The 17,664-nt window shown below is 70.8% G+C and carries 17 protein-coding genes; 10 read left to right on the top strand and 7 right to left on the bottom strand.

Going from position 1 to position 17,664, the window contains the following annotated elements; all coding sequences use genetic code 11:
- Nucleotides 1–9: 9 nt before the first annotated feature.
- The 3 genes from ACIRHA_RS10300 to ACIRHA_RS10290 all read right to left on the bottom strand — a co-directional run bounded on the left by ACIRHA_RS10300 (nt 10) and on the right by ACIRHA_RS10290 (nt 3,692).
- Entirely contained in the window at nt 10–2,427 is a 2,418-nt protein-coding gene (locus ACIRHA_RS10300) for a Tex family protein (RefSeq protein ID WP_403842567.1), read from the bottom strand.
- Between the two features lie 77 nt (nt 2,428–2,504).
- Complete coding sequence (locus tag ACIRHA_RS10295) at nt 2,505–2,636, bottom strand: LPFR motif small protein (RefSeq protein WP_267068424.1); 132 nt, start codon at nt 2,634–2,636, stop codon at nt 2,505–2,507.
- Nucleotides 2,637–2,816: 180 nt separating this feature from the next.
- Nucleotides 2,817–3,692, bottom strand: a complete 876-nt coding sequence (locus ACIRHA_RS10290) for a hypothetical protein (RefSeq protein WP_403842564.1) — start codon at nt 3,690–3,692, stop codon at nt 2,817–2,819.
- 115 nt (nt 3,693–3,807) lie between these two features.
- Between ACIRHA_RS10290 and ACIRHA_RS10285 the strand changes: the two genes are divergently transcribed.
- Nucleotides 3,808–4,761, top strand: a complete 954-nt coding sequence (locus ACIRHA_RS10285; RefSeq protein WP_403842561.1) for a GlxA family transcriptional regulator — start codon at nt 3,808–3,810, stop codon at nt 4,759–4,761.
- A gap of 87 nt (nt 4,762–4,848) precedes the next feature.
- Nucleotides 4,849–5,469, top strand: a complete 621-nt coding sequence (locus ACIRHA_RS10280) for a DJ-1/PfpI family protein (protein WP_403842558.1) — start codon at nt 4,849–4,851, stop codon at nt 5,467–5,469.
- 3 nt (nt 5,470–5,472) lie between these two features.
- Here ACIRHA_RS10280 and ACIRHA_RS10275 read toward each other — a convergent pair whose 3' ends face one another.
- Nucleotides 5,473–6,228, bottom strand: a complete 756-nt coding sequence (locus tag ACIRHA_RS10275; protein ID WP_403842556.1) for an enoyl-CoA hydratase/isomerase family protein — start codon at nt 6,226–6,228, stop codon at nt 5,473–5,475.
- Nucleotides 6,229–6,469: 241 nt separating this feature from the next.
- Here ACIRHA_RS10275 and ACIRHA_RS10270 point away from each other — a divergent pair, with 241 nt between their 5' ends.
- Nucleotides 6,470–7,006, top strand: coding sequence for an ATP-binding protein (locus tag ACIRHA_RS10270; protein ID WP_351334874.1), 537 nt, complete (start codon nt 6,470–6,472; stop codon nt 7,004–7,006).
- Here ACIRHA_RS10270 and idi read toward each other — a convergent pair.
- The 3 genes from idi to galE all read right to left on the bottom strand — a co-directional run bounded on the left by idi (nt 6,972) and on the right by galE (nt 9,886).
- Nucleotides 6,972–7,565 carry an isopentenyl-diphosphate Delta-isomerase gene (idi, locus tag ACIRHA_RS10265; RefSeq protein ID WP_403842553.1) on the bottom strand — a complete coding sequence of 198 codons (594 nt, stop codon included), beginning with the start codon at nt 7,563–7,565 and terminating at the stop codon, nt 6,972–6,974. The two genes, ACIRHA_RS10270 and idi, sit on opposite strands and share 35 nt — an antisense overlap.
- 227 nt (nt 7,566–7,792) lie before the next feature.
- A complete protein-coding gene (locus tag ACIRHA_RS10260; protein WP_403842550.1) occupies nt 7,793–8,734 on the bottom strand; it encodes a cation diffusion facilitator family transporter in 942 nt (313 codons plus the stop codon).
- 168 nt (nt 8,735–8,902) lie between these two features.
- Entirely contained in the window at nt 8,903–9,886 is a 984-nt protein-coding gene (galE, locus tag ACIRHA_RS10255; protein ID WP_403842547.1) for a UDP-glucose 4-epimerase GalE, read from the bottom strand.
- A gap of 505 nt (nt 9,887–10,391) precedes the next feature.
- Here galE and ACIRHA_RS10250 point away from each other — a divergent pair.
- Genes ACIRHA_RS10250 through ACIRHA_RS10220 form a run of 7 tightly spaced genes read left to right on the top strand, consistent with a single transcriptional unit; the run spans nt 10,392 to nt 17,383 of the window.
- The gene (locus ACIRHA_RS10250) at nt 10,392–12,173 is read left to right on the top strand and encodes a DUF5941 domain-containing protein (RefSeq protein WP_403844400.1); all 1,782 of its coding nucleotides are present in this window, start codon (nt 10,392–10,394) and stop codon (nt 12,171–12,173) included.
- Nucleotides 12,170–12,922: a phosphocholine cytidylyltransferase family protein gene (locus ACIRHA_RS10245; protein ID WP_326018009.1), complete on the top strand. Its 753-nt coding sequence runs from the start codon at nt 12,170–12,172 to the stop codon at nt 12,920–12,922. The genes ACIRHA_RS10250 and ACIRHA_RS10245 overlap by 4 nt, the downstream gene beginning before the upstream one ends.
- Nucleotides 12,910–13,977 (top strand): iron-containing alcohol dehydrogenase family protein, encoded by a 1,068-nt coding sequence (locus tag ACIRHA_RS10240; protein WP_403842544.1) that lies wholly within the window; start codon nt 12,910–12,912, stop codon nt 13,975–13,977. Before ACIRHA_RS10245 ends, ACIRHA_RS10240 begins: the two co-directional genes overlap by 13 nt.
- Complete coding sequence (locus tag ACIRHA_RS10235) at nt 13,955–14,734, top strand: CDP-alcohol phosphatidyltransferase family protein (RefSeq protein ID WP_403842541.1); 780 nt, start codon at nt 13,955–13,957, stop codon at nt 14,732–14,734. The genes ACIRHA_RS10240 and ACIRHA_RS10235 overlap by 23 nt, the downstream gene beginning before the upstream one ends.
- A gap of 17 nt (nt 14,735–14,751) precedes the next feature.
- Entirely contained in the window at nt 14,752–15,624 is an 873-nt protein-coding gene (locus ACIRHA_RS10230; protein WP_403844397.1) for a glycosyltransferase family 2 protein, read from the top strand.
- A gap of 51 nt (nt 15,625–15,675) precedes the next feature.
- Nucleotides 15,676–16,605, top strand: coding sequence for an ABC transporter permease (locus ACIRHA_RS10225; protein WP_403842537.1), 930 nt, complete (start codon nt 15,676–15,678; stop codon nt 16,603–16,605).
- Entirely contained in the window at nt 16,598–17,383 is a 786-nt protein-coding gene (locus ACIRHA_RS10220) for an ABC transporter ATP-binding protein (protein WP_403842534.1), read from the top strand. The genes ACIRHA_RS10225 and ACIRHA_RS10220 overlap by 8 nt, the downstream gene beginning before the upstream one ends.
- Nucleotides 17,384–17,664 lie beyond the last annotated feature (281 nt).

Genomic DNA, 17,664 nt, shown 5'->3' with positions numbered 1-17,664 from the left:
CCGGGGTGCCTAGGCCAACCCCGCCTTGCGCAACGCGTCGGCCATCGCCGAATTGTCCGGTGCGGGCGCGGGCCGCCCCTTACCGCCACCCTTGCCTGCGGAGGCGCCGGCCCCGCCCCGGCCACCCTGCCGGGACTTCTGCTGCGGCGGACGCCGATCGCCGCCCCGCCCGCCACGGTCAGCGCCGGAGGCCTTCGCCTTCTCGTCGTCGAGCCGCAGCGTCAGCGAGATCCGCTTGCGCGGCACGTCGACGTCGAGGACCTTCACCTTGACGATGTCGCCGGGCTTCACGACGTCCCGCGGGTCCTTGACGAACGTACGGGAGAGCGCCGAGACGTGCGCGAGCCCGTCCTGGTGCACGCCGACGTCGATGAACGCCCCGAAGGCGGCCACGTTGGTGACCACGCCCTCCAGGACCATCCCCGACTCCAGGTCGCCGATCTTCTCGACGCCCTCCTTGAAGGTGGCCGTCTTGAACGCGGGCCGCGGGTCGCGCCCCGGCTTCTCCAGCTCCTTCAGGATGTCGCTGACGGTCGGCAGACCGAACGTGTCGTCCACGTAGTCGGCCGGCTTGAGCGAGCGCAGCGCCCCCGCGTCACCGACGAGCGAGGCGACCTCGCCGCCCGTCGACTTCGCCATCCGGCGCACCACCGGGTACGCCTCCGGGTGCACGGAGGACGCGTCCAGCGGGTCGTCGCCGCCACGGATCCGCAGGAAGCCCGCGCACTGCTCGTACGCCTTCGGGCCGAGGCGCGCCACGTCCTTGAGGCCCTTGCGGTTGGTGAACGGACCGTTGGAGTCGCGGTGCGTCACGATGTTCTCCGCGAGCCCCGCGCCGATGCCGGACACGCGCGCGAGGAGCGGCGCGGAGGCGGTGTTCACGTCCACCCCGACACCGTTCACACAGTCCTCGACCACGGCGTCCAGCGAGCGCGACAGCTTCACTTCGCTCAGGTCGTGCTGGTACTGGCCGACGCCGATCGACTTCGGGTCGATCTTCACGAGCTCGGCGAGGGGGTCCTGCAACCGCCGCGCGATCGACACGGCGCCGCGCAGCGACACGTCCATGTCGGGCAGCTCCTGCGAGGCGAAGGCGGAGGCCGAGTACACCGAGGCGCCCGCCTCGCTCACCATCACCTTGGTGAGCTTCAACTCCGGGTGCTTGGTGATGAGTTCACCGGCGAGCTTGTCGGTCTCGCGGGACGCCGTCCCGTTGCCGATCGCGATCAGGTCGACCGCGTGCTCCTTGGAGAGCTTCGCCAGCTTGGCGATCGCCTCGTCCCAGCGGTTCGCCGGGACGTGCGGGTGGATGACGTCGGTGGCGACGACCTTGCCCGTGTCGTCGACGACCGCGACCTTCACACCCGTACGGAAACCGGGGTCGAGCCCCAGCGTCGCGCGCGTGCCCGCGGGGGCGGCGAGCAGCAGGTCGCGCAGGTTCGACGCGAACACCTTGACCGCCTCGTCCTCGGCGGCCGTGCGCAGCCGGGTGCGCAGGTCGAGGCCGAGGTGCACCAGGATGCGCGTGCGCCAGGCCCAACGAACCGTGTCCTGGAGCCACTTGTCGCCGGGACGGCCCTGGTTGGTGACCCCGAAGCGGTCGGCGATGATCGGCTCGTACGAGGACGAGGCCGCCGCTGCCGGGGCGTCGGCGTCGGCGGCCGGCTCCTCCGGCTCCAGGACGAGCTCCAGCACGTCCTCCTTCTCGCCGCGCAGCATCGCGAGGACGCGGTGCGAGGGCAGCTCGGTGAAGGGCTCCGCGAAGTCGAAGTAGTCGGCGAACTTGGCGCCCGCCTCCTCCTTGCCGGACTTCACCTTCGCCGCGAGCCGGCCGCGCCCCCACATGCGCTCGCGCAGCTCGCCGATCAGGTCGGCGTCCTCGCCGAAGCGCTCGGTGAGGATCGCGCGGGCCCCGTCGAGCGCGGCCTGGGCGTCGGCGACGCCCTTCTCGGCGTCCACGAAGGCGGCAGCGGCGGCCTGCGGCTCCACCGACGGGTCGCCGAGCAGCCCCTCCGCCAGCGGCTCGAGCCCCGCCTCACGCGCGATCTGTGCCTTCGTGCGGCGCTTGGGCTTGAAGGGCAGGTAGATGTCCTCCAGGCGCGCCTTGGTGTCGGCGGCGCGGATCTGCGCCTCCAGCTCCGCGGTCAGCTTGCCCTGCTCGCGCACCGAGTCGAGGACGGCGGTGCGCCGCTCCTCCAGCTCGCGCAGATACCGCAGCCGCTCTTCCAGGGTGCGCAGCTGGGCATCGTCGAGGGACTCCGTCGCCTCCTTGCGGTAGCGGGCGATGAAGGGCACGGTCGAGCCGCCGTCGAGCAGCTCGACCGCGGACTTCACCTGCCGCTCCCGTACGCCTAGTTCCTCGGCAATCCTGCTCTCGATGGATCCGAACCCGGATCCAGCAGTGGTGCCAACTGTGGGTGTCGCCACGATCCCGTACCGCCTATGTCGACTGAGGTTGCGCGGCAATTGTGGCAGGTGGCACCGACACTCGGGGATCAGGGAGGTCAGACACGGTGCGCGCGGCCGGACCGGGAGGCGCCGCCGAACAGCCGGGCGAGTGCCCGGAACGGCAAGGTCACGACGGTGGCGATGGCACCGGCGATCTGGCGCAGAATGTCGGCGATGGCGCGGAACATGCGGGTTCTCCTCTCGTGTGTCCCGGCCGTGCAAGACGGCCGGGACACACGAGTACCTCGCAGCGCGCCAGTCAGACCTCAGGCGCCATTGCCCATTTCAAGCCCCTGCAGGGGGCACCTCCCAGCGTTAGCTGGGGGAGATTGAGCAGCGGGGTCCGGGGCGGAGCCCCGAGGCGCGGACTACGCCGCCTTGCCGATCAGGTCCGCCGGGAAGGCGCCGTTGCCGAGGGCCGCGCCGACGAACTTCGTCGCCAGCTCGGTGAGCCGGGCCACGCCCGTCTCGCCGAGGTGCTCGTAGGGGGCGCGGTCGAGCGCGTCGGTGCGGTGCTCGATCTCGGCGCGCAGCGTCACGCCCTGCTCGGTGAGCGTCAACTCCTCGTCGGCGGTGAGCAGTCCACGCGCGCGAAGCCGCTCGGCGGCCGCGTCGTACTCGGACCTGTCCCAGCCGCGGGTGGCGAGCAGCCACTTCGGGGCCATGCCCTTGCCGGTCGCGACATGGCTCACGAGGGCCTCGACCGGGTCGAGTTCGGCGCCGATCAGCGCCGCGATGTGCCCGTCGCCGCGGTGCTCGCGCAACAGCGTCGTGGCGTGCCAGTACGCCAGGTGAGGCGCCTCCGGCACGTCAAGGTCGGCGTGGGCGGCGTACAGGGGGCGGGCGTGCCGGGTACACGCCTCCGTGGCGCGCAGGGCCAGCTCGGCGGCCTCGGCCATCTCCGGGGAGGCGAGCGCCTCCTCGCCGAGCAGACGGCGCAGCGTCGAGTCGACGGCACGCGCGCGTGCGGCGAGCACCGCCTGCGGGGACGCGGCCTCCCACACCGCCGGCACGTGCTTGGCCACCAGCTCGTGCTTGAAGTTGTAGAACGTGGCGGTCACGGTCCCGGCCCCGACGGCCCCCATGGGTGCGGAACGCGCCGCGAAGTAGGCGGCGCGGGAGTCGCTCACGCCGATGGCGGCCAGCTCCTTGCCGAGGTCGGGCGAGAAGTAGTGCGTCGAGTGGAACGGGTTGAGCACGTTGTGGCAGTGGCGGGCGGCGCGCAGGCGGGGGTCCGAAGTCATACGGCTACGTTACCGACCAGTCGGTACGGATGGCAGTACCGGGCGCCCGCCCATGGCAGGAAAGGTGGGCAATTCGTCGTTGCGGTCATGCGGCGAGCCCCGAAGAATCGGCCGCATGCCGCCCCGTAGCGCTCCGACCGTGCTGGTCCTCCTCTTCGACAACGTACAGAGCCTCGACGTCACAGGGCCGGTGGAGGTCTTCTGCGGTGCGGGCGACGCCTACCGGGTGCGCACCGCATCGCCCGACGGCGCCCCGGTCCGCACATCGAGCGGCCTGACCCTGACGCCGGACCACGCCCTCGCCGACGCGCCGTCCGCGGACACGCTCCTGGTCCCCGGCGGCGAGGGCACCCGCGATCCGGACCCGCGCCTGGTCGCCTGGCTGCGGGAGCGCGCCCCGCACGCCCGCCGCACCGTCTCGGTGTGCACCGGCGCGTTCCTGCTGGCGCGGGCGGGGCTCCTGGACGGCCGCCGGGCCACGACGCACTGGGCGTTCTGCGACACCCTCGCCCGCCAGTACCCCGAGGTGGCCGTGGACCCCGACCCCGTCTACGTACGCGACGGCGGTGTGTCGACGTCGGCGGGGGTGACCGCGGGCATCGACCTCGCGCTCGCCCTGGTCGAGGAGGACCACGGCAGGGATGTGGCGCTGCGGATCGCCCGGGCCCTCGTCGTGTTCCTCCGACGCCCGGGGAACCAGGCCCAGTTCAGCACGCAGCTCGCGGCCCAGACGGCCCGCAGGGAACCGCTCGGTGAGGTGCAGCGGTGGATCGCCGAGCATCCCGGAGCCGACCTCTGCGTCGAGACGCTCGCGGCCCGCGCCCGGCTCTCCTCGCGCCACTTCGCCCGCGCCTTCCGTACGGAGACGGGCCTGACTCCCGGCCGGTACGTCGAGCGCGTCCGCGTGGAGCACGCCCGCCGCCTCCTGGAGGACACGAAGGGCGGCGTCGAGGAGATCTCCCGGTCGAGTGGCTACGGCACCCCGGAGGCGATGCGCCGCGCCTTCCTCAAGACCCTCGGCACCTCGCCCGCCGAGTACCGGCGCCGATTCCACGCACCCCTGGGCTGAGCGCTCTCCTGGGCTGAGCACCGCCCGTCCGACGCATCAGACCCGTCCGACACATCAGACCCGCCCGACACGTCAGAAAGGCCTGCCATGCAGATAGCCATCGCCCTCTACGAGCGCTTCACCGCCCTCGACGCCATCGGCCCGTACCAGACCCTCGGCGGCATCCCGGACGCCGACGTCGTCTTCGTGGCCGAGCGGACCGGACCGGTGCGGGACGACTCGGGGCGGCTCGCGCTCGTCGCGGACAAGACCTTCGCCGAGGTGCGCTCCCCGGACGTGGTCGTCGTGCCGGGCGGTCCCGAACAGAGCGACCAGACGGGCAACGCGCCGCTCCTGGAGTGGCTGCGCGCCGTCGACGCCACCACTACCTGGACGACGTCCGTGTGCACGGGCTCCCTCGCGCTCGCCGCCGCGGGCCTGCTCAAGGGGCGCGAGGCCACCTCGCACTGGCTGGCCCTCGAGGAACTGGACCGGCTGGGCGCCACGTCGACCGGGCGGCGCGTGGTCTTCGACGGCAAGTACGTCACTGCGGCCGGCGTCTCGTCCGGCATCGACATGGGCCTCGCCCTCGCGGGCCGGATCGCGGGCGACGAGACCGCTCAGGCCATCCAGCTGATGACCGAGTACGACCCGCAGCCACCCTACGACGCCGGTTCCCCGGACAAGGCCCCCGCGCACATCGTGGCGATGTTCCGGCCGGTCGGCTGAGCCTCAGGCTCCCACCGTCCACCCGAACCGCGGCGCGCGCCGCTCCAGGAACGCCGCGACGCCCTCCGCGGTCTCGCCCCCGGCGCGCGCCTGCTCGGCCCAGTGCGCGTCCCGGTCCGTGCGACCGGTCACGAACTCCTTCGCCGCGGCCTGCGTCAGCTGCGAGCGGGCGGCGAGGGTGCCGGTGAACTCGGCTACCCGGCCGCCCAGTTCGGCCGGGGGCAGCACCTCGTCCACGAACCCCGTGCGCAGCGCCCGCTCGGCCCCGATCAACTCGCCCGAGAACAGCAGGTACTTGGCGCTGGCTGGTCCCACGAGCGCCGCGAGGCGCCGCGTGGAGGAGGCCGGGTAGACGATCCCGAGCTTGGCCGGGGTCACCCCGAACCGCGCGTCGTCGGCGGCGAAACGCAGATCGCAGGCCGCCGCCAACTGGCTGCCGCCGCCCACGCAGAACCCGCGCACCACGGCGAGCGTCGGCTTGGGAAAAGCGGCGAGCGCGTCCTCCGCAGCGACCGCGAGCCCCTGCGCCGCCCCCTCACCGAGAGTCGATATGTCGGCCCCGGCGCAGAACGTGTCCCCGGCGCCGGTGAGGACGAGGACCCGTACCTCCGGATCGGCCGCGAGCCGGTCGAGGAGCGGCGGCAGGGACGCCCACATGGCGTCGGTCATGGCGTTGCGCTTGGCCGGATGGTCGATCACGACGGTCGCGACGCCCTCGGCGACGGCGTGCGTGAGCTGCGGCGGGGACACGGAAGACATGGGCGGATGCTAGCCGGGCCGATCGTGAGGGCGGCGTGTCGGGCAGCTCGTAGAACAAGCTTAAGAAGGTGTAAGTCGGACATAATCAGGTCAGGAACGAGCATCTTCCCGGCTTGCTCGGCCGTCAATGATCAAATGCCGTCGATACTGGCTGACTTCTGGTCAGTTCCGCGGCCTGGCGCAGGTGATTCCCAACACTCGAAGAGTGGTGACAATCGAGCGCAAGGGCGGCGACCTGACAATGAGCGACCACGGGTGGGGATCCCATCCACGTCCTCAGGGCAGCGGGGGAGCGCCCCCTGATCGTCCCGCGGACGGGCCGCTCCCGTACGAGGGAGTGTGGCGGTTCACGACGCAGGCGGTCGACGCCTCCGTGCCGCAGGCCCGGCGCGCGGTGCGGGAGTTGCTCACCCGGCAGGGCGTGCCCGCCCCGGACGACCTGGTGCACGGGCTGCTCGTGATCGTCTCCGAACTCGTCACGAACGCGGTGAAGCACGCCGCCGTCGTCTCGCCGATGCTCGCCGTGGAGGTCGCCGTCGGGCCCGAGTGGGTGCGGGTGTCCGTGGAGGACGAACACCCCTACAAACCCACGGCACTCGAGGCCACCAGCGGTCAGACCGGCGGCCGCGGCCTGCTGCTCGTCCGCGAGATCACCGCGGAGGCGGGCGGCGTCTGCGATGTCGCGAGCACCGCGAGCGGGGGCAAGGTGATCTGGGCCGCCCTGCCCCTCAAGCCCGAGACGGCTACCAGCCCGCCGACTGGCCTGTCAGCTCTCTGACCGCGGGCCGTGCCGCGTCGAGGACCGTCATGAACCACGCGGAGAACGGGTCCTTGGCGTGCCGCTCGGCCAGCTCGTCGGCCGTCACGAACGCCGTCGCCCCGACCTCCTCCGGGTCGGGGTTCATCGACGCCTGCACGAGGCCCACGAAGAGGTGGTTGTACTCCTGCTCCACCAGGCCCGACTCCGGGTCCGGGTGGTTGTAGCGCACCGTGCCCGCCTCGGCCATCAGGGACGGCGAGACGCCGAGCTCCTCGAAGGTGCGGCGCGCGGCCGCCGCGAACGGGGCCTCGCCGGGGTAGGGGTGGCCGCAGCAGGTGTTCGACCAGACGCCGGGGGAGTGGTACTTGCCGAGCGCCCGCTGCTGCAGCAGCAGCCGGCCCTGCTCGTCGAAGAGGAACACGGAGAACGCTCTGTGCAGCTGCCCGGGCGGCTGGTGCGCCGCGAGCTTCTCCGCCGTGCCGATCGTCCTGCCGTCCTCGTCGACGAGTTCCAGCAAGATCGCTTCCGCGGTGCCGTTCGACGAGCTGTTCGTCGTGGGGGCAGGTGTGATCGGCATACCTATCCTTCGTTTCGGTCCTCGAACCAAGTCTGCCGTACGGGACTGACAACCCCCGCGCTGTCCGTGTCCCGCAAGTCCCGCCCGACCGCGAGGCCGGGCGGGACAACCGTAGGCGCCGATGAGACGCCGAACGCGGCCGGGTAGGTGATCGTGCCCCGCGAAAGCTGCCCGGAATCGTCCCCTTCATCCAGAACGAGGGCCGTCATCTGGGCGAAAGGGCCCGCTCAGTGGCACAGCCGCACCTCGTGCTCGGCGTGCCCGGTGGGCTCCAGTTGGAACGTGCAGTGCTCCACGTCGAAGTGGTCGCCCAGGCAGCCCTGGAGTTCGTGGAGCATCTTCTCGTGGCCGATCGAACCCAGCATTTCCGTGCTGACGACGACGTGCGCCGAGAGCACCGGCATCCCCGAGGTGATCGTCCAGGCGTGCAGGTCGTGCACGTCCTCGACGCCGGGCAGCGCCAGTATGTGGGCCCTGACCTCCGCCATGTCGACGCCCTTGGGGGCCGATTCGAGCAGCACGTTCAGCGTCTCGCGCAGCAGCTTCACCGTACGCGGGACGATCATGAGGCCGATGACGAGCGAGGCGATCGGGTCGGCGGGCTGCCAGCCCGTGGTCAGGATGACCGCGGCGGAGATCAGCACCGCGAGGGAACCGAGCGCGTCGGCGGCCACCTCCAGGAAGGCGCCGCGCACGTTCAGGCTCTCCTGCTGGCCCTTCACCAGGAGGGACAGCGAAATCATGTTCGCGACCAGGCCGATCAGGCCGAAGACGATGGTCTGCCCGCCCGCCGTCTCGGCCGGTTCCATGAACCGCTGGATCGCCTCGTACAGGACGTAGCCGCCGACGCCGAGCAGCAGCAGACAGTTGGCGAGCGCGGCGAGGATCTCGGCGCGCGCGTAGCCGAAGGTGCGCTGGTCGCTCGCGGGGCGGTTGGCGAAGTGGATCGCGATCAGGGCCATCGCGAGGCCGAGCGCGTCCGTTGCCATGTGGGCGGCGTCGGCGATCAGGGCCAGCGAGTCGGCGACGATGCCGCCGATGATCTCCACCACCATCACGGCCATCGTGATCGACAGCGCGACGCGCAGCCGTCCGCGGTGTGCGGCGGCGGCCGTCCCGGTCGTCGGCCCGTGACTGTGTCCGTGGTCGTGATCGTGCCCGAGGCCCATCGAAAACCCCCTACGTATCGATCCGGCGCGTTGCCCTGGTCGGGGGCGACGATCACAGTGAACTACGGGTAGGGGGTATCCGCAAACATGGCGGTGAACACCGTTGTCATGTGCCCTGACCTGCGTAAACGATGTAACGCGTGTACGCAGGTCAGGACGCCACAGTGATCACTTACCGGTCGCCTCGGGGTGTCGCAGACACCAGCCGGCCCAGGCCGACTCGACCATCTCGCGCACGTCGCGGCGCGCGCTCCAGCCGAGCTCCTTCTCGGCGAGCGCGGAGGAGCCGACCGCGCGCGGGGCGTCGCCCGGGCGGCGCGGTTCGACGATCGCGGGGGTGCCGTTTCCGGACACCTCCGCGATCAGGTCGATCAGCTCACGCACGGAGGCGCCCTGCCCGGTGCCGATGTTGAGCGTCAGATCGCCGCCCGCGTCGGGTTCGGACAGTCGGCGGGCCGCCGCCAGGTGTGCCTCGGCGAGGTCGGCGACGTGAATGTAGTCACGTACGCAGGTGCCGTCCTGGGTCGGGTAGTCGTCGCCGAAGATCCGCGGAGCCTCGCCGCGCGTCAGACGGTCGAAGACCATCGGGATCACGTTGTAGACGCCGATGTCCGCGAGCTCCGGCGCCGCGGCGCCCGCCACGTTGAAGTAGCGCAGGCAGGCCGTCGCCATGCCGTGCGCGTGCCCGGCCGCCCGCACCAGCCACTCGCCCGCGAGCTTCGTCTCGCCGTACGGGTTCACGGGCGCGGTGGCCGTGGACTCGGTGATGAGGCCCACATCCGGGTTGCCGTAGACGGCCGCCGACGAGGAGAACACGAAGCGCCGCACCCCGGCCGCCGCGACCGTCTCCAGGAGCGCGGCGAGCCCGCCCACGTTGTCCCGGTAGTACAGCTCCGGCTTCTCCACCGACTCGCCGACCTGCTTGTGCGCGGCGAGATGGACGACGCCCGTCACCTCGTGCTCCGCGCACACCCGGGCCACCAACTCGGTGTCCAGCGCCGAGCCGCGCACCAGCGGGATCGCCTCGGGAAGCCGCGAGGGCACCCCCGAGGTCACGTTGTCGAGGACGACGACCCGCTCGCCCGCTTCCGTCATAGCCCGCGCCACATGGGCCCCGATGTATCCGGCTCCGCCGGTGATCAGCCACGTCATGGCGCACCACCCTATGACCGAACCGGGCTCGTCCCGGTTTGTCGATGCCGGCTACCGCCGGTTACGGACCCGGACCGCCCCTGGTTTGTGGCCCGAGTGCTTGATCGTCAATGATGAGCGCGCGGTCGGCCAGGTCCTGTCTCACACGACAGCACCTCGCGGACCGCATGAGACAGGGGCCAATCGGTCGGTAAACGGGCAGCGAACACCCGGTTGCGCCATCCGATAGCCTCTGCCGACATGCCGCCCGGCCGCGTCCCAGGGACTGCGCCGGGTGACCCGCCTGCGTCGCGACGCCTGGCACGCGCGCTCGCTTTGTTGCCGAAAGGCCCGAGTAGCTCCGCTACTGGGACCTTCCGGTGCCTTGCGATCGCACGTACCAGACGCCGCGACGCCCGCCCTCCGGGCGGACGACGGGCCACCCGGCGCAGCCCCTGGGCGCCGGGCGCCCCACCATGCATGAGCCCGGCGCGCTCTCGCGTCGGCACCCAAGGAGTGAGTTCGTCTGTCGACCGCCATCGTCACCGGATCGCCGGTCCCCGGATCGTCCCTGGAGGGAGATCTGCGGGCGCTCGGCTTCGACGTGCGGCTCGCCCCGGACCCCGCGGCCGCCGAAGAGGCGCTCGCGGCCGTCCCCGGCGAGCAGCGGGTCGCGGTCGTCGACGCGGGCTTCGTGGGCCATGTCCACGCCCTGCGCCTCGGCCTGACCGACCCGCGCTTTCCCGCGTCGGCGATCCCCGGCGCGCTCACCGCGCAGCCCGCCGCCCGCCAGGCGCTGACCCGCGCGGTCGCGCGGACCGGCGTCGACCCGGACGTCGTGGCCAAGAGCCTGGAGGCGGACGGCACCGACGTGCACCGTCCCGAGCTCGGTGAGCTCGTCGCCGCGGTGCCCGCCGACCCGCAGGCCCGCAACGAGGCGCGGCAGGCCCTCGCCTCCGTCGACGACGAGGCGATCCGGCTGCGTACGGCGGTCAAGGCGCGCGACGGCTTCTTCACCACCTACTGCATCAGCCCGTACTCCCGTTACATCGCGCGCTGGTGCGCACGCCGGGGCCTGACGCCGAATCAGGTCACCAGCGCGTCGCTGCTCGTCGCGCTGATCGCGGCCGCCTGCGCGGCCACCGGCACCCGCGGCGGCTTCGTCGCGGCGGGCGTCCTGCTGCTCGCCTCCTTCGTCCTGGACTGCACCGACGGGCAGCTCGCCCGCTACTCGCTGCAGTACTCGACGATGGGCGCCTGGCTGGACGCGACGTTCGACCGGGCCAAGGAGTACGCCTACTACGCGGGCCTCGCGCTCGGCGCGGCCAACGCGAGCGGTGACGATGTCTGGGCGCTCGCGCTCGGCGCGATGGTGCTTCAGACCGGCCGGCACGTGATCGACTTCTCGTTCAACGAGGCGAACCACGATGCCGAGGCGCTGGGTGAATTGGCGGGGGCCAGTCCCACCGCATCCCTGTCCGGCAAGCTCGACTCCGTCGGCTGGACCGTCTGGGCCCGCCGCATGATCGTGCTGCCGATCGGTGAACGCTGGGCGCTGATCGCCCTGTTCACCGCTCTGACCACGCCGCGCATCACTTTCTACATGCTGCTCATCGGCTGCGCGCTCGCCGCCTGCTACACGACCGCGGGCCGCGTCCTGCGCTCGCTGACCCGCAGGGCGCGACGTACCGACCGGGCCGCGCAGGCGCTGCGCGACCTCGCCGACTCCGGCCCGATCGCCGAGCTGATCGGCAAGGCCCTCAAGGCGAAGGCGGCCCCGGTCGTCGCCGCCGTCGGAGCCGTCGCCGTCGTCGCCGTGAGCGGACTCACGGGCTTCGGCAGCGTCTGGCCGATCGTGGCCGCCGTCGTGTACTGCGTCACGTCGGGCCTCGCCGTCGCCCGCCCCCTGAAGGGCGCCCTCGACTGGCTCGTGCCCCCGGTCTTCCGGGCCGCCGAGTACCTCACGATCCTCGTCCTCGCCGCCCGCGCGGACGTACAGGGCGCCCTGCCCGCGGCTTTCGGGCTTGTGTCGGCGGTCGCCTACCATCATTACGACACGGTGTACCGCATTCGCGGCAACGCCGGGGCACCTCCGCACTGGCTGGTGCGGACGATCGGCGGGCACGAAGGCCGGACCCTGGTGGTCACGGTCCTCGCGGCGCTGCTCACCCCCACAGATTTCGCCACTGCGCTCACGGCGTTCGCCGTGGCCGTGGCACTTGTGGTGCTCGTCGAGAGCATCCGCTTCTGGGTCCTCTCCGCTCGTCGCGGAGAGCCCGCCGTTCACGATGAAGGAGAACCCGCATGATCGGCCTCGTCCTGGCCGCCGGCGCCGGCAGCCGGCTCCGTCCCTACACCGAGACGCTTCCCAAGGCGCTCGTGCCCGTCGTGGGCGAGGGGACCGAGAACGAGCTCTCCGTACTCGACCTCACGCTGAAGAACTTCGCGGAGATCGGTCTCACCGAGGTCGGCATCATCGTCGGCTACCGCAAGGAGGTCGTCTACGAGCGCCAGGCCGCGCTCGAGGCGAAGTACGGCCTGAAGCTCACGCTCATCGAGAACGACGTGGCCGAGAAGTGGAACAACGCCTACTCCCTGTGGTGCGGCCGTGACGCCATGAAGCACACGGTGATCCTGGCCAACGGCGACACCGTGCACCCGGTCTCCGTCGAGAAGACGCTGCTCGCCGCCCGCGGCGACGGCAAGAAGATCATCCTCGCGCTCGACACGGTCAAGGACCTGGGCGACGAGGAGATGAAGGTCGTCGTGGACCCCGACAAGGGCGTCCAGAAGATCACGAAGCTGATGGACCCGTCCGAGGCCACCGGCGAGTACATCGGTGTCACCCTCATCGAGGGCGAGGCCGCCGACGAGCTGGCCGACGCCCTGAAGGCCACGTACGAGCGTGACCCGCAGCTGTACTACGAGGACGGCTACCAGGAGCTCGTGAACCGCGGCTTCAAGGTCGACGTCGCGCCCATCGGCGACGTCCCGTGGGTCGAGATCGACAACCACGACGACCTGGCCAAGGGGCGGGAGATCGCGTGCCAGTACTGACGAGACTCATTCCCTCGCCGGTCGTCGTCGACATTCGGCCGGGGGCGCTCGACGACCTGGCCAAGGTCCTCGCCGACCAGAGGATCTCGTCGTCCACGGGGCGCCTGGCCATCGCGATCAGCGGTGGTTCGGGCGCCGCCCTGCGGGCTCGCCTCGAGCCCTCGCTGCCCCGCGCCGAGTGGTTCGAGGTCGGCGGCGGCACCATCGACGACGCGATCAAGCTCGCCGACGACGTCAAGAAGGCCGGGCGCTACGACGCCCTGGTCGGCCTCGGCGGCGGCAAGATCATCGACTGTGCCAAGTTCGCGGCCGCGCGCGTCGGCGTGCCGCTGGTCGCCGTCGCGACGAACCTGTCGCACGACGGCCTGTGCTCGCCCGTCGCGACCCTCGACAACGACGCGGGCCGCGGCTCGTACGGTGTGCCGAACCCCATCGGCGTCGTCATCGACCTCGACGTGATCCGCGAGGCCCCGGTGCGTTTCGTGCGCTCCGGCATCGGTGACGCCCTCTCCAACATCTCCGCGGTCGCGGACTGGGAGCTGGGCGCCCGCGAGCGCGGCGAGGACATCGACGGCCTGGCCGCCGCCATGGCCCGCCAGGCGGGCGAGGCGGTCCTGCGGCACCCCGGCGGCGTCGGCGACGACGACTTCCTGCAGGTGCTCGCGGAGGGCCTGGTCCTCACCGGTATCGCCATGTCGGTCTCCGGTGACTCGCGGCCCGCCTCCGGCGCCTGCCACGAGATCAACCACGCCTTCGACCTCCTCTACCCCAAGCGCGCCGCCAGCCACGGCGAGCAGTGCGGCCTGGGCGCGGCGTTCGCGATGCACCTGCGCGGTGCCCGCGAGCAGTCCGTGTACATGGTCGAGGTGCTGCGCCGGCACGGGCTGCCCGTGCTGCCCGAGGAGATCGGCTTCACCGTGGACGAGTTCGTGAAGGTCGTGGAGTTCGCTCCGCAGACCCGTCCGGGCCGCTTCACGATCCTCGAGCACCTCGACCTCTCCACCGATCAGATCAGGGACGCCTACGCCGACTATGCAAAAGCCATCGGTAGCTGAACTCCGCCCGGTAGTTCACCCCGTAGGGGTGAAGGACCGCAGGAGCGGTGAGCACTGGATGGGCCGGCTCTACATGCGCGAGGTCTCGCTGCGTGTCGACCGCCACCTGGTGAACACCAAGGTCTCGCCCAACCAGCTGACCTACCTGATGACCGTCTGCGGTGTCCTCGCGGCCCCGGCGCTCCTGGTGCCGGGGATCTGGGGCGCGGTCCTCGGCGTCGTCGCGGTGCAGCTGTACTTGCTGCTCGACTGCGTCGACGGCGAGATCGCGCGCTGGCGCAAGCAGTACTCGCTGACCGGCGTGTGGATGGACCGGGTCGGTGCGTACCTCACCGACGCCGCCGTCCTGGTCGGCTTCGGGCTGCGCGCGGCCGACGTGTTCGGCTCGGGGCGGATCGACTGGCTGTGGGCCTTCCTCGGCACGCTCGCCGCGCTCGGCGCCATCCTGATCAAGGCCGAGACGGACCTCGTGGGCCTGGCCCGCGCGGCCGGCGGCAAGGAGCAGGTCAAGGAGTCCGCGTCCGAGATGCGCTCCTCCGGCATGGCCCTGGCCCGCAAGGCCGCGGCCGCGCTGCAGTTCCACCGGCTCATCCTGGGCATCGAGGCGACGCTCCTCATCGTGGTCCTCGCGGTCGTGGACCAGATCCGCGGCGACCTGTTCTTCACGCGCCTGGGCGTGGCCGTCCTGGCGGGCATCGCGCTCCTCCAGACCCTGCTCCACCTCGTGTCCATCCTCGCTTCGAGCAGGCTCAAGTGAGCGGCGGCACACAGCAGTTGAAGGTCGGCGCGGTTGTCATCACCATGGGCAACCGGCCGGCCGAGCTGCGCGCCCTCCTCGACTCGGTCGCCAAGCAGGACGGCGACCCGGTCGAGGTGGTCGTGGTCGGCAACGGCTCCCCGGTCCCGGACGTCCCCGAGGGCGTACGGACCATCGAGCTGCCCGAGAACCTCGGCATCCCCGGCGGGCGCAACGTGGGCATCGAGGCCTTCGGCCCCTCCGGTTCCGACGTCGACATCCTGATGTTCCTGGACGACGACGGGCTGCTGCCGCTCACCGACACGGCCGAGAAGTGCCGCGCCGCCTTCACCGCCGACCCGAAGCTCGGCATCGTCAGCTTCCGCATCGCGGACCCGGACACCGGCGAGACCCAGCGCCGGCACGTGCCGCGGCTGCGCGCCGCCGACCCGATGCGCTCCTCGCGCGTGACGACCTTCCTCGGCGGCGCCAACGCCGTACGTACGCGGGTCATCGCCGAGGCCGGACCGCTGCCCGCGGAGTTCTTCTACGCCCACGAGGAGACCGACCTCGCCTGGCGGGCCCTCGACGCGGGCTGGATGATCGACTACCGCGCCGACATGGTGCTGCACCACCCCACCACGGCCCCGTCGAGGCACGCGGTCTACCACCGCATGGTGGCCCGCAACCGGGTCTGGCTGGCCCGCCGCAATCTGCCCGCGCTCCTGGTGCCCGTGTACCTCGGCGTCTGGCTGCTGCTCACCCTGGCCCGCCGGCCATCGGGCCCGGCACTGAAGGCCTGGCTCGGCGGCTTCAAGGAAGGCTGGACGACCCCCTGCGGGCCGAGGCGCCCCATGAAGTGGCGTACCGTGTGGCGGCTGACCCGACTGGGCCGACCCCCTGTCATCTGACAAGCTCGTGCCTGACGGCAGGCCGTGCATTTGAAGACGAAAGTTCCTCTTGTGAGTGAGACAACGCATGACGCCGGTGTCGCGGTGAGCGCGCCCCCGTCGCCCGACGACGGGCTCTCCGGGCGCGAACTCGCCGCCAAGTACGGCTTGACCGTCAGCGGGGCCCGCCCGGGTCTTTTCGAGTACGCGCGGCAGCTGTGGGGCCGGCGCCACTTCATCCTCGCCTTCTCGCAGGCGAAGCTGACCGCCCAGTACAGCCAGGCCAAGCTCGGCCAGCTGTGGCAGGTGGTGACTCCGCTGCTGAACGCGGCGGTCTACTACTTGATCTTCGGTCTCATCCTGGGCGCCAACCGGGGCATGGACCACGACGTCTACATCCCGTTCCTGGTGACCGGCGTGTTCGTCTTCCACTTCACCCAGAACTCGGTGATGTCGGGCGTCCGCGCGATCTCCGGCAACCTCGGCCTGGTGCGCGCGCTGCACTTCCCGCGCGCCTCGCTGCCCATCTCGTTCGCGCTGCAGCAGCTTCAGCAGCTGCTGTTCTCGATGATCGTGGTGTTCGTCGTCACGTGCGCGTTCGGCAACTACCCGAGCCTGTCCTGGCTGCTGATCGTTCCGGCGCTCGCGCTCCAGTTCCTGTTCAACACCGGACTCTCGCTGATCATGGCGCGGGCGGGTTCGAAGACCCCGGACCTCGCGCAGCTGATGCCGTTCGTCATGCGTACGTGGATGTACGCGTCCGGCGTCATGTTCTCCATCCCGATCATGCTGAAGGACAAGCCGGCGTGGATCGCCGATGTACTCCAGTGGAACCCGGTCGCGGTCTACATGGACCTGATGCGCTTCGCGCTCATCGACGGCTACGGCAGGGACAACCTGCCGCCGCACGTGTGGGCCCTCGCCCTTGGCTGGGCCGTGCTCGTCGCGGTGCTCGGCTTCGTCTACTTCTGGAAGTCAGAGGAGCGGTACGGCCGTGGCTGATCTCGACAAGACCACCGATGCGCCCGTCCCCACGGTCATCGCCGACGAGCTGCACATCGTGTACCGCGTCAACGGCGCCAAGACCGGCAAGGGCAGCGCCACCTCCGCGCTGAGCCGGATCATCAAGCGCGGCGAGGAGCGCGGCGTGCGCAAGGTGCACGCCGTCAGAGGCGTCTCCTTCACCTCGTACCGCGGCGAGGCCATCGGCCTCATCGGGTCGAACGGCTCCGGCAAGTCGACCCTGCTGCGGGCCATCGCGGGCCTGCTGCCGGCGGAGAAGGGCAAGGTCTACACGAACGGCCAGCCCTCGCTGCTCGGTGTGAACGCGGCCCTGATGAACGACCTCACGGGCGAGCGCAACGTCATCCTCGGCGGTCTCGCCATGGGTATGTCCCGCGAGGAGATCAAGGAGCGCTACCAGCAGATCGTCGACTTCTCCGGCATCAACGAGAAGGGCGACTTCATCACGCTGCCGATGCGGACGTATTCGTCCGGCATGGCCGCGCGTCTGCGCTTCTCCATCGCGGCCGCCAAGGACCACGATGTGCTGATGATCGACGAGGCGCTGGCCACGGGTGACCGCAAGTTCCAGAAGCGGTCCGAGGCCCGCATCCGCGAGCTGCGCAAGGAGGCCGGCACGGTCTTCCTGGTGAGTCACAACAACAAGTCCATCCGCGACACCTGTGAACGTGTCCTGTGGCTGGAGCGCGGGGAACTGCGTATGGACGGTCCGACGGCCGAGGTACTCAAGGAGTACGAGAAGTTCACGGGCAAGTAACCGCCCGCCTCTGGACCACGTCATATGAGGCCCTACCGGCTTCCGTCCGGTGGGGCCTCTGATATGCCTGTAGGTACCAAGTAATTGGCGATCACGGTCAAGGGCAGGTCAACTTCCTTGCCCTGAAGGAATCTTGGCGTCAATCGGTGTGTTGTTGTGATGTGCAGAACACCCCGACGCGAGGGCGGGCGTTGTACAACGTAAGCTGTACCGGCCTCAATCGCGGCATGTGGGGCGATAAGACGCGACATCCCGACCCCTGCGGGGCTGGGCGGCCGCAC

This window comes from Streptomyces sp. NPDC102360 (assembly GCF_044766085.1).
GTDB lineage: Bacteria > Actinomycetota > Actinomycetes > Streptomycetales > Streptomycetaceae > Streptomyces.
The sequence above is the reverse complement of the archived record's forward strand: the minus strand, read 5'-3'. Positions and strand labels throughout refer to the sequence as shown.

What these genes read in the sequence shown, in the direction of transcription:
- ACIRHA_RS10260 (WP_403842550.1), bottom strand. Translation starts at nt 8,734, where the DNA reads ATGGGCCTCGGGCACGATCACGACCACGGACACAGTCACGGGCCGACG.
- ACIRHA_RS10245 (WP_326018009.1), top strand. Translation starts at nt 12,170, where the DNA reads ATGATCGGCCTCGTCCTGGCCGCCGGCGCCGGCAGCCGGCTCCGTCCC.
- galE (WP_403842547.1), bottom strand. Translation starts at nt 9,886, where the DNA reads ATGACGTGGCTGATCACCGGCGGAGCCGGATACATCGGGGCCCATGTG.
- ACIRHA_RS10295 (WP_267068424.1), bottom strand. Translation starts at nt 2,636, where the DNA reads ATGTTCCGCGCCATCGCCGACATTCTGCGCCAGATCGCCGGTGCCATC.
- ACIRHA_RS10235 (WP_403842541.1), top strand. Translation starts at nt 13,955, where the DNA reads ATGCAAAAGCCATCGGTAGCTGAACTCCGCCCGGTAGTTCACCCCGTA.
- ACIRHA_RS10280 (WP_403842558.1), top strand. Translation starts at nt 4,849, where the DNA reads ATGCAGATAGCCATCGCCCTCTACGAGCGCTTCACCGCCCTCGACGCC.
- ACIRHA_RS10270 (WP_351334874.1), top strand. Translation starts at nt 6,470, where the DNA reads ATGAGCGACCACGGGTGGGGATCCCATCCACGTCCTCAGGGCAGCGGG.
- ACIRHA_RS10275 (WP_403842556.1), bottom strand. Translation starts at nt 6,228, where the DNA reads ATGTCTTCCGTGTCCCCGCCGCAGCTCACGCACGCCGTCGCCGAGGGC.
- idi (WP_403842553.1), bottom strand. Translation starts at nt 7,565, where the DNA reads ATGCCGATCACACCTGCCCCCACGACGAACAGCTCGTCGAACGGCACC.
- ACIRHA_RS10285 (WP_403842561.1), top strand. Translation starts at nt 3,808, where the DNA reads ATGCCGCCCCGTAGCGCTCCGACCGTGCTGGTCCTCCTCTTCGACAAC.
- ACIRHA_RS10290 (WP_403842564.1), bottom strand. Translation starts at nt 3,692, where the DNA reads ATGACTTCGGACCCCCGCCTGCGCGCCGCCCGCCACTGCCACAACGTG.